Origin of the sequence: Risungbinella massiliensis (assembly GCF_000942395.1) — a bacterium.
GTDB classification, from domain to species: domain Bacteria; phylum Bacillota; class Bacilli; order Thermoactinomycetales; family Thermoactinomycetaceae; genus Risungbinella; species Risungbinella massiliensis.
On record NZ_LN812102.1, the window covers coordinates 451,830 to 467,452 of the forward strand.

Here is a 15,623-nt window from a genome sequence, read left to right on the forward strand (position 1 = left end):
CTCAGGTGGGTTACATAAAATCCGTTTTAATTAACATATGCATAGGCCTAAGTTCATGTAAAATAGATTTCAACTCATCTTTGATCTAGAGGGTTTAATTTCTCAAAAAAGCCAGTTTCATATAACTTTTAACCGTATGTATAATATTTGTATCTGCTCCTGCTTCTAGTAAAAGATAAACCATTTCTACCTGTTTGGAGCTAGTATAGTTTTGTGGACACATCTTAGTTAAGTCCTTACAATGGATTCCTAGGAAGGATGTGTCCAAATGGAACGGAAAAAAGCTAAATATCATGATGACTTTAAAAGCATGGTGGTTGAGCTCTATCATTCTGGACGACCAGTAAAAGAACTTAGTAGCGAATATGGCATTTCAGAAGTGACCATTTATAAATGGATTAAAAACTTATCGCCCCTTGGGGCGAGTGAAGAAGAAACCCTAACACCATCGGATCTGAAGAAGGTACAGAAAGAGATGAAGCGTCTTCGGGAGGAAAATGAGATTCTAAAAAAGGCTATGGCCATATTCGCCAAAAAATAAAGGATCAGGACCTCATTTTCTTTATGGCAGAACATCGTGATCAATACGCTGTTTCTATCATGAGCAAGGTACTAGAAATACCACGAAGTTCTTACTATCAGTCGTTCTATAAAAAAGAAACGAAACGAGCGTATGAAACCAAAGAGATTTGCAAGCAGATTTTAGAGATACACAAAGCAAGCAAACAACGTTATGATGCTCCTAAAATCCATCAAGTCCTGAAGAAAAAAGGGATTATTATTAGCTTAAAACGCGTGCAACGTCTCATGAGAAAACTAGGAGTTTTCTCTATCACCATCAAGAAATACAAACCTTTCTCTTCCAAACAACCTGTAACAGAACGAGAAAATCTGTTAGAACAAGATTTTTCCACAACAAGGATTCTCCAAAAATGGGTCACAGATATTACCTACATTCATACCATCCAAGATGGTTGGTGCTACTTAGCTTCGGTTCTAGATCTACATTCTAAGAAGATTGTTGGTTATTCATTTTCAAAGAAAATGACGAAAACTTGGTAATGAAAGCATTAGAAAACGCTTACGATACTCAAAAACCTCCAAAGGGATCTTGCATACTGATTTGGGCACTCAATACACGAGTTCTGCTTTCGCAGAACAAACCCAACGTTATGGAATGATCCAATCCTTTAGTAAAAAAGCATGTCCATATGACAATGCATGTATCGAATCATTTCACGCTATCTTAAAGAAAGAAGAAGTCCATCATCAACATTACCAAAACTACGAAAAAGCAAGGGCTGCCCTTTTTGAATTTATTGAAGGGTGGTATAACCGAAAACGCATACATGGGAGTTTGAATTTTCAAACACACAAGCAGTAGAAGATAATCTTAGAAATATAGCATAGACTTAACTTTTTTGTGTCCAAGATATTGACCTAAGTCCAAGGATCATATCCCATTGTTAATATAGTGACATCTTGCGCTTCTCCAAGAGCTGGTACAAATCCTGCAAGAAGACCTGCGGTTCCCCTCTTAGATTGTGTAGAACCATCATGTACTTGAATGCAACTTGGTGGCTTACAATTTGATTTTGACTGGGTTGCTACTTTCCTAACAGTAGCCGACGACACTACTTTAGGCTTGGTTTGAGATCGTTTAAAAGTATAGTATTTCGTCTTTGCATTTCGCACTACTTTCTTTAGTGCTTTTTTCCCCTGTCCACCCATCTTATAGTAGCGCCCTGTATTTGCAACATAGGCTTTTACCGGATCGCGATACATTCCTCCATTTTCCAACGGGATATGTCCATCCAGATCGGAGAAGCTGATTGGGTTACCACCAGTAAAGTTGTACAGGTTGTTGGTCATGGAATCCATGACGAGTCCTTTATTGGATACAGAATCATTGTACGAGTCTGGGGATAGGAACCCCCTACACTTGGGAAATAGCTTCGGAATCCAAGATCGTACGATTGCGTTTGGGGATCCCACGATTTACCGCTGTAGCGATAGGAGTTATACATCTCTTGGTCTGGATTAGTCACAGTAAGCTTGTCCACACCAGTGAATTGATCTGGATCATTTTCTCCATACGGCGTATATCCATAGGTACTACGAACAATGGAGAGTCTTTCACCCCATGGTGCATAGGTGTAGGACTTCGTGATTTGACCGGCTATTTCTTCGGAAACAACTTGCTCGGTCATTCCTAAATAGTTGAAGTTGGTCGTCTTTTCTTCTGTTGTGCCTACTTGGCTTTGGAATTTTGCTGATCAATGGCTTACCAACCACATCATATGTAAAGGTACTGGTTTTGCCCATTGCATTTGTAACTGCTAAAATTTGCCATATCAATTATAGGAAACAAGTACTTCTTTCCCGATATAAAGCCTATGGATACGATCATCTATTATCGAAACATGGTTGTAACATGTAAAAGAGTAGGAACAAAACAATCCCTACTCTTTTTAAGAAACTATTCTTTATTTGATTTAGGAAACTTGTAATACTTTCTATTTTGAAACATAGGTTTCACAGTCATGATTACACATAACTAACCAAGAAAAATCCAATGGTGAACTAACACAGATCCTCTTTTATCAATAAATGGGATAGATTTTTTCGGAAATTAGTTATTTCCCAGCCCTTCGTTTTAAGATAATACTTTCTTGCAACAATTAAAGCGACTTCAACCCCTTATTTATTAATGGCTTAATTTCATCTTCAATCATCTCGATATCCCATGTTCCACCTTCAAAAAAATTCCACGCTCCTAATTTAGAGATATCACCTAATCTAAGTAAAAACGCTTCTTTAAAATACAATATAACAATCAATCTTGAGTCTTTGGTAAGTTGCAATACTCCAATCAAGTAGCGTAACATTTCTTCAACAGATTTACCATTTCGTGCTAGTTGCCGTAAATGATCAATTATTTCTGCATCCAATTTCTCAATCATACTTTATCATTCCAATCTTTATTTTAGAGGAAATTGTTAACACCTTCTTATTTTATAAAAATAATAGGTGTATTTTAGTATAGTTACCTACACTATATCTGCTTGACTACCACTCGTTTGGAGACCATCTCTACGATTTGTTTTAGTCTGAGTAAAAAGAAACCTTGAAAGGCAAATAGCCAATCAAGGTTTTTGTAATTATACTGTGTCAACAGCAATGGTATTGCATACAACTTCTACATGTAAGGGCGACATTAAAATTTTACATTTTAATAAGTCCTGCCCATCTATCTGAATCTCACTAACTTCAACATCTTGAATAAAATAAGGAATTTGGGCTTTAGTTAACTCTTTTAGAGGTTTCATTCTATCATCAGCACTTGTGACGAATGAGAATTTTGAACAACCAGTAAAAGATAGCTTTACATTGTAATCTGTATCTTCAAATACAATTGTTATTTCGTCTCCAAAAAAATTGGAGTCCAATTGCAGTACTCGTGCATCCCAATAATGCATATCTTCAATTTCCCTTTGAATCTGCTGTGCTTTCAATTAATTACCTCACTTCTTATACGGAATATGAGCATCCGCACTTTTTCTATCAACAATGTTCAGATTTACATCTAGTGGATTACCTTTTTGATCATATAAATGAACATGGTCATACTTTGTAACTTTGTCAGGAGGATCAATTCTCATTCGAATGTTTCCAATATCATCTCTAATATGAACAAAACCATTGTTTTCAGTGTATTTCCAGTTACTTGGTAAGCCATCGAAGATTTCTTGTTTAGACATGTTGGGAATATTGTCAGCATTAATTTTTCCTGCAAAACGGTTTGAAAAGGCTTGCAGATTCATTCTTAAAGATCCGCTACTTCTTTGAACAGTAGATCTACTAGTACTTTTAAGCCCATCAGCAATGATTTTTACAGATGTCGCACCAACAACTGGTACAAAAACGAATAATCCCCAAGCTCTAGACATTTTTTTATTAGAAATAGGATCGTATCCCAATGTTAATATAGTCGCATCTTGGGCTTCTCCAAGAACTGGTATAAATCCTGTAACGATACCTGCGGTTCCCTTCTTAGATTGTGTAGAACCATCATGTACTTGAATACAGCTTGGTGGCTTACAATTCGATTTTGACTGGGTTGCTACTTTCCTAACGGAAGCCGAAGACCTTACTTTAGGCTTGGTTTGAGATCGTTTAAAAGAGTAGTATGTCTTCTGTGCGTTCTTTACTACCTTCTTCGGAGCCTTCTTACCTACCTTCCCACCCATTCGGTAATAGCGCCCTGTATTTGCAACATAGGCTTTTACCGGATCGTGATACATACCTCCATTTTCCAGCGGAATATGTCCATCCAGATCAGAGAAGCTGATTGGGTTACCACCAGTAAAGTTGTACAGATTATTGGTCATGGAATCCATAACGAGTCCTTTATTGGATACGGAATCGTTATACGAGTCTGGGGATAGGAATCTCCCTACACTTGGGAAATAGCTTCTAAAGCCCAAATCGTACGATTGCGTTTGGGGATCCCATGATTTACCGCTGTAGCGATAGGAGTTATACATCTCTTGGTCTGGATTGGTCGCAGTAAGCTTGTCCACACCAGTAAATTGATCTGGATCATTTTCTCCATATGGCGTATATCCATAGGTACTACGAACATTTCCGTTTTCGTCCGTGAGCATCTCTACATCTACATCGGTGTTGTACTGGTAGTACGAGACTTCTCCGCTGTCTTGTTTCAACATGGAGAGTCTTTCACCCCATGGTGCATAGGTGTAGGACTTGGTGATTTGACCCGCTATCTCTTCAGAAACAACTTGTTCGGTCATTCCTAGATAGTGGAAGTTAGTGGTTTTTTCTTCGGTTGTGCCTACTTGCTGCGTTTTGCTTATGGTACGATCCATTGGATCATACGTATAGTTCGTTTTGACTTTGCTTCCATCGTCTTTTGTCTTCTCATATGCTATCGTGCGATCAAACGGGTCGTAGGTGAAATCTTCTACTACTTGGCGGTTTGCCGTTACCTGATCTACTCGTCCCATTGGATCATAGCGATACGTCGATGTTTTTCCATCTGCGGTTTGGGAGATAAGGCGATTTTTATCGTATTGGAAGCTGATCTGTTTGCCGTTTTGTATTTTTTGGACGATGTTGCTGTTGGCATCCAATACATAGCTTTCACTTGCAGTTTTTGTTCCGGTCTTTTGGTAACCTACTAGACGATTTTTCGAATCGTATTGATAGTTGTATACACTTGATATTGCTTGATTTTCTGCATCCAATCCTGTGTAAGTGTCTTTGGTTAGAGCACCATTGAGATCATATTCCAACACATGTTTCTGGATGGAGGTGCCATCTGCTTTTTTCGTTTCTAGTTGCTGAAGTTTTCCATCTGCATAATAGGTGTAGTTGGTTTTATTTCCATTTGGTTTGGTGATCTGATTCGTCTGACCGTTTACGGTATACGTATACGAATGGACTTGCGGTGTTGGATCGGTCGCATTCTTTTTGTGCGTCATCGTATTTACTTGATCCAGACCGTTATAGCTAAGGTCCACTATTCCCTGAGAGTATACTTGTTGTAAAGGATTGCCATGAATATCGTAAGTATATTTGGTCGTTTGCTTGATTTGTCCACTCACCAGTTGGTCTAGCTGAGCTACTTGGTTTAACGGAGTATACGTTGTCTGGTACGTATCGAAAATCGCTCCGGTACTGGTATCTTTCGTTTCGATGAGGTTCCCGTTCGGATCGTAGCGATACGAGAATTCTTTTTTCACACTATCTGCTTGACTGCCACTCGCTTGAAGACCATCGTCTACCATTTGTTTTAGTCTTCCGTTAAGATAGAACGCCCAGCTCATCTTGCGTTGGACAGAACCATCTGATCCTGTAATAATCCGCTGTGTCTGAGCTCCCTCTTCGTTGTACTGATATTCCGTTTTGATATTCCATGGATCCGTACTACTCTTTATCCAGCCATTATCATAATAGCTAAAGGTCGTTACGAGTCTGTCGGTTTGACCTTCGGATGGTGGCGTGCTAACCGAAATCTGATTGCCTACAGCGTCGTACTCATAGATCATCTTATGTTGGATGCGATCACGAGGATCAGTACTGTTTGGATCAACTGAATAAATAATCTCTTTTACTCGCCCTAGTTTGTCGTATACTGTCTTCTCTGTAAAATCATCTACGGTTAAGGTGGCGACACCTTTTGGTGATTCTACTCCTATGACATTCCCCATATTGTCATGTTGATAGCGAGTTTTTAGTAGGACACCTGCTTGACGTTCATAGCTTTCGTCTGTTAGAAAACTACGATTGTCGTAGGTCTTTGTAACAATATGTCCTTCTTTGTCTTTCGTTTGAATTACATTCCCGTCAGCATCATAACTGTTCTCTACTGCTTTTCCATCGGTATCAATTACTTTGATGACTCGATGATTTTTGTCGTATACAGTGGTTTGTACATAATCATTTGGGTTGTCTGGAGTGAGATTTCCTTTAGGCGAAGTCACTTTTACTTGGTTGCCTACGTCGTCATACTCATAGGTGATCGCATCGCCTTGACTATTGGTTACTTTACTTAATCTATTTAACTTATCGTATTCATATTTTGTCGTGTAATCATCTGGATCCGTTGTGAGATTCCCTTTTGGTTCGGTTTCTTGAATCAAGTTCCCTAGTACATCATACTGATAGGTCCACTTAATCTCAGGATCTGTTGTATTATCTTTTGGTAAGATTTTTTCGATAAGCTGATCATTTTTATCATATTTAAAGTATGTTTTTGCTCCAGTTGGACTTGTACTTTCCAGAACGTTGTCGTTCCCATCATATACAGGGGCTGGAGTTACAATATATTCATTCTGCGCAGCATCTTTAGGAGTTTTGCTTGTCAACGGTCTACCAAATACGTCATACGTAAAGGTACTTACTTTACCTAATCCATTGGTAACAGTTAAAATTTGCCCATATTGATTGTAGGTAATTTTAGTTACATTCCCTAGTGCATCTTTTATAACTTTTGGCTGTCCGGTCGAATGATAACCATAATCTGGAGCATTTGGATCTCCGTAGGTAGTCACATTGCCATTTTTATCTGTCGAGGTGTGGATAAGACCTGTTGTTCCATGATAAGTAATTGTATTTTTGTTATTAGCAGCATCTTGTTCTGTAAGGACATTTCCTCTCGTATCGTATGTGTACGTAATAGAGCGCTCTTCCGGAGTCGTCTTCTTGATTAATTCGGACACATAATTATTTAACGAATATTGATACTCATACTTCATCGATTTGCGTTGTGACACATCTGCGATCGCGTTGTTCTCAGCATCTGTAACAGTCAAAATGTTCCCTATGGAATCATAAGTCCAAGTGGTTACTGCACCATTGGCTTCTTCCTGGCGAATCAGGTTGTAATCACTATCATATTGGAACTTGGTAGTTTCGTTATTTGCATTTGTAATGGATAATGGGTTTCCGTTGTCGTCCATTACATATTTTGTTTGATTTCCTTTAGCATCAGTAGCAATTTTCTCATTTTTACTGATGTTTGTATAAGTAATTGTCTCATCTTTTCGGTTTGTTACTTTTTGTACTTTCTTTTTATCTACTCCATCTACGTAGTACTCATATGTCGTCAGATTCCCATTTGGATCTTTGATCACTGTCAGGATATTATCTAACAAGAGGTGATACGTAAATTCATATGTTTTCGCTTCTGTGTGTCCGAAACCATCTACGAACTTAACTAATTTTCCAGTTGGATCATAAGTAAATTTTACGATTCTACCAGATGCATCTGTAATCTGATCTACTTTGTTAGTTGATGTGTAATCAATCGTTAAGGTCTTTCTTCCGTCTTTGTCTTCAATATATTTGAGCAGTTTCTGTGGTTGATTATTGATTGTTTTTTCTTCGTATATATACTTCAAAAAGTTACCGTTATTATCTTTTACCTCTCGAATATACCCCTTTTTATCAAATACGTATTGGGTACGCTCTGGGTCGGTAATAACCCATTTCCGATACTCGTCAGTTCCACTGATGTACTCTAGGTGCATATTGGTACCTGGTCCATCTACAAACTGTTTTTTAATTGAGTCATATACGAATTTGTGTGTCGTACCATCATCATCGATTAAAAATACTTCCCCTGATACGATCTGGTCACTGCTATTTACTTTAGCAGTATTTTGGGAAGGAGAACCAATACGCATCAGACTAGATGCATTTAAGGACCACCCTATACCCAAACTTGAATCCGTTGTATCTAAACTGTTGTACGTGATATCTACAGCAGTCTTAAATCCATGGGATGGGTTATCAAAGACATCGTAAGTAAAAGTAGCATTTCCTCGAAATAGGTTAACACTAGAAGCACTACCTGTTCCGGTATCCGAATCGATAGTCGTGTTATGTCCATCGATTCCGAGATCTCGACTTCCAGAAGACTCCACTCTAATGTACTGATTCAAAGTAGGTACCGGATCTGTACTTTTGGAGAGCCATGTTCCAGATTGATTGAGATCCCAACGTAAGATAAGGCCTTCTCGTAATACCTGAGAAGCAAGGTCAGGTGCCTTTACTTGTGCCTTAATGGTGATGGTTTGCCCTGGTGCAACATCTACCGGAGTCGAAGCAGGGGTTCCGGTACTATCTATTGGCTTTAATTCCGTCATGATTTGATTAGCGGAATCTAATGCAATATCGGTGCCATCTGGATTAGACCAGTGATAGGAAAGTTTATCGGTTGCTCCTACCCATGTTTTATTAGTGGCATTCGTGAGTGTTATCTCGGCTTCATATGTCTGTCCACTACTCATCGTGGAAACAGTTTTTGGTGCATAATATGAATTCGCAGCAGACTTATCAATATATAAGACACTTAGTTTCGGTCTTAGCTGAGGTGCAGATGTCAAATCACTGTTGGTATATATGACACGCTCGCCTTGTGTGGTACTTGCTTCATCACGATGTTTGACCATCAACCCAAAGTTAGTTGCTCCGTTGATCCAAGACTGTACTGCGCTAGTCACATTCCAAGTCTGCCATTTCGGGTCATTAGTAATGTTGGTAACGGAACTTAATACGGTACTATTAAAACTGGTTGCATGGGAACCCCATGTTACGGTGGTATCCGTAAAGGCTTTAGTAAGAGTGTGTGTAGTGTAAGTAGAAGCGGTTCCAGCTGATCGAGACATATACCATGCCCATAAATCTAACTTCGCATCTACTACTTTTGCATTAGCTGGAATGGACGTAGTATCAAAGCGGAAAAGCGCTCTACTTTTCCCATATGTACCACTATTATTTCCCGTCATAACCCAAGGTTCGCCATCTAGCATGTCTAGATTCGTAGTAGGTTTGGAACTTGAGATGGTAGCATCTTCACCATTTTGGAGGATCTGCAACGTGTAACCAGATTTCGGCAACCGGGTTAATTGCGTTCGAGATGGGATCACTTTTCCATCTGTTGTTTTTACCGCAACCATGTAAAAATAGGCTTGCCCAACTACGATGGAAGCGAGCTAGTATTTTCATCCGATGAAATTGGGCGTTATCACTTGTACTTGATGAATGCAGACGGAACCAACAAGAGACAAGTAACAGGAGATCCTAGTAACGAAACCTCTGAATATGGTGCTTCGTATTCTCCAGATGGAAAAACAATTGCCTACAGTCGATCTTCTGATGTTTATACCATGAATCCTGATGGAACAAATCAAATAAACCGGACAAGTCATATTTCAGATCATGTCGTCTTTTCCATTTGGTCTCCAAATAGCAAGAAAATTATGTTTCATAATGGGTTAAGTACTGGTACTCCAAACAAAATGTATATCATGAATGTTGATGGATCGAACCTACAAATATTTGACAATGGCAAGCTAATGAACAATCCTATTGCTTGGATTCGATAATTTGAACACAATCTATATCACTTCCAGGATTCTCAATTAAACTTTTGCGACCCACATATAGATACTATAGAAACTCACTATTATTATCTTGTCTCAAAACAAAAAGGCAGCGGTCTATAAATATACCGCTGCCTTTTTGTTTGAATTTGTAACTCCATAAAGTAGATAAGAGTTATATTCAAGTAACTAATTTATTTTTAGTTAGTATATATTAATTATAATGATATTAAAAAACTACTTTCACGAAATAAGTTGAGTTAAAATGAAGTAATATTCTAAAAAAGGAGGAGTTACATGGATAAAGAAATATGGACGTGGATACTCCATCACATTCCAGATGAACAACTAGTCCACATCTCGAAAAAACTAAAAATCAAAATTCCAGGGTTTAGAGAAAGTAATTATCAAAAAAATATGGCTTTAATTAAAGACAGATTGATTCAACAAGCAACCACAACGAAGAATATACTAAAAATAAAGGGTGAAATAAATCAATGGTGTAACGAACAGGACCAATGGCTTATATACAGGAACAAAAAGATCGATTTTCTATATGAATATGTTTCAATAGAAAAATCGAAAACAGTAGCTGTTCTAGCTTCTTTACTTTCCAGCTCCTATCATGATCAATACCTTGCAGGAGTTGCACTGTATGATCAGTTAAAACAATCGAACATGTTACCTGAACTAGGACAAGCATTCCTCTCTTTTGAAAACACCGAGGATAAGATCAAAATGTTAGAAGAAAAGATTAGCAAATACGTATCTAGTTTAGAAGAAAAGACTCAGACACTAGAAAGCAAAGAAAAGAGAATCCACTCCTTAACAGAGCTTCAGAAAAGTCAAAAGCAGTCCTTAGAAAAGCTGCAACAAGAACTTGATGATGTTAAGCAAATGTTAGATGTGACGATGAAAGCATCATCCCAGAAAGATACGATCATCGACGACAAGCAGAGTGTAATAAGTACGCTCGAAGAAGAAAACAGCAAGCTAAAGGATCAATTAGAACTGGCCAAAGCGACTCTCCTTTCTTACAAAGAAGCAGCATCCTCTTTGTCTCCTCCTTTACCAAACCAAAACCAAGAAAAAAAATCCATTCTTTTAATCGGAAATAGGCCAAGAAAAGTAATAGACAAGTTACAATCACATGGATTTAGCGTTACGATATGTAATGACTTATCCAGTATCAAAACAAATTGTGATTGTGATTATATCTGGCTGATAGAATATCAAGTATCCTTTAAATTAAAGCGTGATATTCAAAAGATTCTTGGTTTCGAAAAAATGATTTGCATTCAAGATCACAATGAATTAGTTAAATTAACCGACGAACTATTAGAGAGGAAAATCTAAATGCAAAAAATATGGGATATGGATGTAGTAGGAGTTCTAGCTGATGATGATTATGTACGAGAGAAAACAGGAAGAGAAGCTGTATTCATTAATAAACAAAGAGCAATCCAATTTTATATACGAATTATCTCCCAAACTCCCGAAAGTTTCCCCAATGAAAATTTAGTATGGTGCTATTCTACTTATCTGGAGGAATGGGATTTTGAAGATAATCCCTTCCTCTCGGATGGAGAACGAATTCAAGAACTGAAGGATTATCTGAGTAAGTATTTTATTATTTTTGGATTGCAACGAAAAGTGACTGCTGATGGAAATACCATTTGCCAAGCAACGAATGTCAAGTTAAAAGCGAAATTCGAAAGTTACGTTGATAACATGTTTTTCCAACCTGTCCCTGTTTTTAGTGAAGGAAAACATCATACCAACTTCGATGAGTTTGTCCATAAATTAACGCAGCGAAAGCATATAGGAAAAATCAGCCGTTTTTCCAACGAACCAGCTGATACTCCAACATACGTTTTATGGCGACATAACGATGGACGATATACTATATTTGGGGAATTTGATAAACATCAATACGCACATGGCGGCTTCCAATTATTTTATGACAATCTTCTCAAACAAGAGGACATGCCCGAAGAATGGTTAGAGCGCATCATTGAAGTTCCTCGAAATGAAGATGTTCTATTTATCGATTTGGATAGCTATTACATATTCGAAGACTTATTAAAAGATGCTGCCCCCGTGAAGATTGTTACAGTGGAGGCAGAGGAACCAGACATCAGTCATTCTGATTCAAGTATTGAAGTGGAGGAAGATAACGAGAGTCATTTTATTAATCATTTCTATAAAATCACCCAAGAACATGGACTGCTTTACGATAAAAAGGACATTATCAACTTCCACACTGCAATGAAATCTTCTAACCTAGTGATCTTATCTGGGATGAGTGGAACAGGGAAATCAAAGCTAGTAGAGATGTACGGAAAAGCTTGGGGAATGGATGATCAACAATTAAACATCATCTCCGTACGCCCTTCATGGACTGATGATGCCGATTTGATCGGTTATGTCGATTCGGTTCACATGGTATACCGTCCTGGAGATTCTCAATTAATTAATACCCTTGTCCATGCTTCCAAGGAAGAAAACAGCAATAAGCTCTATATTATCTGTTTTGATGAGATGAACTTAGCACGAGTAGAGCATTATTTCTCGCAATTTTTGTCTGTATTAGAGTTGGATCCTCCTAGACGCCAGTTAAATTTATATAACGAAGAACTAGAGTCTCGTTTATATAATGCTAGTAAATATAAACCGTCCATTGTGTTAGGCGATAATATCCTATTTGTTGGAACAGTCAATGTCGATGAGTCTACCTATCATTTTTCCGATAAAGTACTAGATCGTGCTAACGTGATTACATTAAACACCCAAATGTCGTTCCGGAATCTCAATTGGGGCAAACCCAAAAAAGGAATCTTAGAAAAAAAACAATTTACAGCAAACGACTTCCGAGAGTTCCGGAAGAAATTAGATACCGCTCCTTGCCTAACTACCGACGAGATTACAATTCTCGAAAATATTCATCAAGCTTTACAGTCCTCTAATAAGCAGTATGGCATTGGTTTTCGTATCGTAAAGCAGATGGACTTGTATTTGCGTAACCTTCCTGCTGGTGATGAACTAACGAGACAAGAGGCGTTTGATCTTCAGTTAGTACAACGTGTCCTTACCAAACTACGTGGTCCAGAAGAGCTCTTGGGGAACATAGTTGGGACTTTTAATAGAGAATCAAATGAGGTAGAAGCAAGCTTTTTATTGAACCTCTTCAACCAATATCCTCAAGTATCCAACTTTACAGAAAGTAGAAATGTCGTAATGAGTAAAGCAAAGGAGCTCACTATTAATGGATACACAAGTTAATAGTTACCCTTTTGAATTAATCTTCTATCAAGCCGGTCGAAGGATCCCTGTAACTGCTATGGAAACAGATGAACACTTTTTTGATGAAAATACGGTTGTTATGAAAGAAAACACAGAACTAAGTTTATTGTTCAACTGCCCCGATCCGAACGCAAAACTATATATAGCGGGATTTGAGATCTTGGAGATTGCGAAAATAGATGCAGATGGTAATAGCTATCTGCATCCTTCTGATGAAACAAGACTCTTATTTCAGAACTATGATACCCACTATCCCTTGATCCCTGGTTTTTATCCTATTAAAGTAGTGGCCTATCAAAAGAGTTACTTTTCTACTTTGCATATTGAACCAAAACAGATTACGCAGTCTCAATGGGAATACATGAAAGATGAATTAGAAAAAGAGCTAAAGGGATTAGCACAAGACTTTATCCAAAACCAATTTGGCTTAGGTCGCTCCAATATACGTGCGATCCCTGTAAAGCTACTGTATCAATTTGAACTGATACTGAAGAGTTATAGTAAAGTGATGATTTCATTAAACGATATTGCGCTAAAACCAAGATATAAAATAAAGAAAGAATACAAACTAACTTGGTTAAGTAGAGCGAAATATATAGATGAACATAGCTTGAGGTATCAGTTAACGCATCCAGATAAGAAAGAATTGATTCCCGCTCCAATTAACATGATTGATTACGATTTATTGGAAAATAGATGGATCCAAAAGATCGTAAAGACGTTTATCCATCTGCTAGATCAATTTATGGAAGCAATTGATGGATCCATTCTTGGTTTTGAAGAAGAGTGTAAAGAGCTAGAGAAATTTCTTCGATATCAAAAAAACACACAGATTAAGTATCGAGAAAAGAAAAAAGCGATTCAAACTCTACACGAGTATAGAGAGAAAAGCCGTTCTATGAAACGAAACTTCGAGAGATTTTTCCAATCCCCTTGGTTAAAGGACGTATCCAAATCTACCGGAAATTCGTACTCGAATGTTTTAAATCTCGATTCTCGGTATCGGATCATATACCAGCTATATAGAAAAATCGTCTCCGATCAGTTTCATATTAGTATTGAAAGCAGTTTTGCTTCTCAATGGAAAAAAACAGATCTTCTATATGAAATATGGGGATATATGCATATTTGCAAAACGCTAATAAGCCTTGATTATCAACCAAAGCAAGGATGGCTCTATAGTTATACAAAAAATTTCTTTGTCCCTACTTTACAATCTGGAACCAGGGTTACGTTCGAGAAAGACGATCTCACTCTTCATCTCATTTATGATCAATCCATTCCAAGGTCGGAAGAAAAAACAGATTTAGAAACAAACCCCTTATACACTGTGTCCTCTCATAATTGTCCCGATGGACGTATCGATGTTTATAAGGAAGGAATCTATATTGGTAGTCTCATTTTTGACTTTAAGTATAGGCAGTTAGATAGTATATGGAACCACTATACGGGTCAGAAAGTAATTAACCAATTAACGGATTACCAAGCCAAAACATCTTCTCCTTATATATATGGGGATTTAGTATCGAAAAGGATGAAAGAGCGTCACTATAAACCTGCTTCTGTTGTGTGGGGGCTCTATCCGAGCAGAGACTTAAATTCAGAAAAAAGAAGCCAAAAACACTGGAATGGAATCGTGCATTTGCTGCGGTTATGTCCTGGAGATGACACGAGTTTCATTGAGGATGAATTAGAGGATGTTATTGATAATATGCTACAGGACTATCTAGAGGTTTCAGAAAGACATACGGAACAGAAGACTAGATAAACCTGTAGAGGTGGGAGTTTCTTACCAGTACCGAGAATTCATAGTCACCTTGTCTTGGATCGTTGTGCTCATAGAACATTACCTTTAGTTCTGGATCGGTAGTACTGTACTTTTAAGGTACTAACAGATTCATCACGAAAATAACCTTCGAATAATAAACCATTAGATGCAGTACCTTTTTTCTAACATTAATTGTCCAAGATGATTATCTAGTGAGGTTTGGGTGCAATACAAAAGAATCCTTTATTATGAGGAGCATTCCATCCATAATGAGGCGATAAGTGCTTGTATGCTTTATTTCAACAAACCTGCTCTTAACAATGCTAATAGCACACTTTTCTGTCCTAGAAAAAGTGTGCTATTTGTGTTCTTATCTAATCGCTATGTGGTTAGATCTTATCAGATCAGGAAAATCTATCATTTATATAACACGACTACGATTACGATGTTAATTTATTCTTCAAAATACCAAGTGACTAAGTGATCAAGTCCCCAAAATACTAGTCCTAAAACCACAAAACGGATTGCTTCATAGCCTTCTGCATCAAGAAAACGAACATATGTCCAAAAGCTATCAACAAAGTAATACAACGTAACATATAGGAACCTTTGTAGCCATTTCATGTACCCCAAAGTAAACT

Annotated in this window: 10 protein-coding genes and 1 pseudogene; 5 read left to right on the top strand and 6 right to left on the bottom strand. The window is 37.7% G+C overall.

What is annotated here, in order from left to right; genetic code table 11:
* Positions 1-268: 268 nt before the first annotated feature.
* Positions 269-1,410: pseudogene (locus VJ09_RS17935) on the top strand (IS3 family transposase).
* A gap of 30 nt (positions 1,411-1,440) precedes the next feature.
* Here the strand turns inward: VJ09_RS17935 and VJ09_RS02695 are convergent.
* The 5 genes from VJ09_RS02695 to VJ09_RS02715 form a co-directional block, all read right to left on the bottom strand.
* On the bottom strand, positions 1,441-1,872 hold the full coding sequence (locus VJ09_RS02695) for a hypothetical protein (RefSeq protein WP_147635415.1): 432 nt from the start codon (positions 1,870-1,872) through the stop codon (positions 1,441-1,443).
* Complete coding sequence (locus VJ09_RS02700) at positions 1,869-2,210, bottom strand: RHS repeat-associated core domain-containing protein (protein ID WP_044640133.1); 342 nt, start codon at positions 2,208-2,210, stop codon at positions 1,869-1,871. The genes VJ09_RS02695 and VJ09_RS02700 overlap by 4 nt, the downstream gene beginning before the upstream one ends.
* Before the next feature lie 471 nt (positions 2,211-2,681).
* The gene (locus VJ09_RS02705) at positions 2,682-2,963 is read right to left on the bottom strand and encodes a hypothetical protein (protein WP_044640134.1); all 282 of its coding nucleotides are present in this window, start codon (positions 2,961-2,963) and stop codon (positions 2,682-2,684) included.
* A 198-nt stretch (positions 2,964-3,161) separates the two neighbouring features.
* On the bottom strand, positions 3,162-3,515 hold the full coding sequence (locus tag VJ09_RS02710) for a hypothetical protein (RefSeq protein ID WP_044640135.1): 354 nt from the start codon (positions 3,513-3,515) through the stop codon (positions 3,162-3,164).
* Between the two features lie 9 nt (positions 3,516-3,524).
* Positions 3,525-9,485 (bottom strand): DNRLRE domain-containing protein, encoded by a 5,961-nt coding sequence (locus VJ09_RS02715; protein ID WP_044640136.1) that lies wholly within the window; start codon positions 9,483-9,485, stop codon positions 3,525-3,527.
* 72 nt (positions 9,486-9,557) lie between these two features.
* On the opposite strand from VJ09_RS02715, the gene VJ09_RS02720 reads away from it, so the two are divergent.
* The 4 genes from VJ09_RS02720 to VJ09_RS02735 all read left to right on the top strand — a co-directional run bounded on the left by VJ09_RS02720 (position 9,558) and on the right by VJ09_RS02735 (position 14,982).
* Positions 9,558-9,914 (top strand): TolB family protein, encoded by a 357-nt coding sequence (locus tag VJ09_RS02720; RefSeq protein ID WP_044640137.1) that lies wholly within the window; start codon positions 9,558-9,560, stop codon positions 9,912-9,914.
* Positions 9,915-10,208: 294 nt separating this feature from the next.
* On the top strand, positions 10,209-11,267 hold the full coding sequence (locus VJ09_RS02725; protein WP_044640138.1) for a hypothetical protein: 1,059 nt from the start codon (positions 10,209-10,211) through the stop codon (positions 11,265-11,267).
* Positions 11,268-13,193, top strand: coding sequence for an McrB family protein (locus VJ09_RS02730; RefSeq protein ID WP_044640139.1), 1,926 nt, complete (start codon positions 11,268-11,270; stop codon positions 13,191-13,193). It begins immediately after the preceding gene.
* Entirely contained in the window at positions 13,177-14,982 is a 1,806-nt protein-coding gene (locus tag VJ09_RS02735) for a DUF2357 domain-containing protein (RefSeq protein WP_044640140.1), read from the top strand. Before VJ09_RS02730 ends, VJ09_RS02735 begins: the two co-directional genes overlap by 17 nt.
* 453 nt (positions 14,983-15,435) lie before the next feature.
* On the opposite strand, the gene VJ09_RS18295 is transcribed toward VJ09_RS02735, so the two are convergent.
* Complete coding sequence (locus tag VJ09_RS18295; protein ID WP_154662336.1) at positions 15,436-15,606, bottom strand: hypothetical protein; 171 nt, start codon at positions 15,604-15,606, stop codon at positions 15,436-15,438.
* Positions 15,607-15,623: the final 17 nt, after the last annotated feature.

Bases quoted from the DNA above. Each gene is read 5' to 3' on its own strand.
- VJ09_RS02695 (WP_147635415.1), bottom strand. From the start codon at position 1,872: ATGACCAACAACCTGTACAACTTTACTGGTGGTAACCCAATCAGCTTC.
- VJ09_RS02700 (WP_044640133.1), bottom strand. From the start codon at position 2,210: ATGACCGAGCAAGTTGTTTCCGAAGAAATAGCCGGTCAAATCACGAAG.
- VJ09_RS02705 (WP_044640134.1), bottom strand. From the start codon at position 2,963: ATGATTGAGAAATTGGATGCAGAAATAATTGATCATTTACGGCAACTA.
- VJ09_RS02715 (WP_044640136.1), bottom strand. From the start codon at position 9,485: ATGGTTGCGGTAAAAACAACAGATGGAAAAGTGATCCCATCTCGAACG.
- VJ09_RS02725 (WP_044640138.1), top strand. From the start codon at position 10,209: ATGGATAAAGAAATATGGACGTGGATACTCCATCACATTCCAGATGAA.
- VJ09_RS02730 (WP_044640139.1), top strand. From the start codon at position 11,268: ATGCAAAAAATATGGGATATGGATGTAGTAGGAGTTCTAGCTGATGAT.
- VJ09_RS02735 (WP_044640140.1), top strand. From the start codon at position 13,177: ATGGATACACAAGTTAATAGTTACCCTTTTGAATTAATCTTCTATCAA.
- VJ09_RS18295 (WP_154662336.1), bottom strand. From the start codon at position 15,606: ATGAAATGGCTACAAAGGTTCCTATATGTTACGTTGTATTACTTTGTT.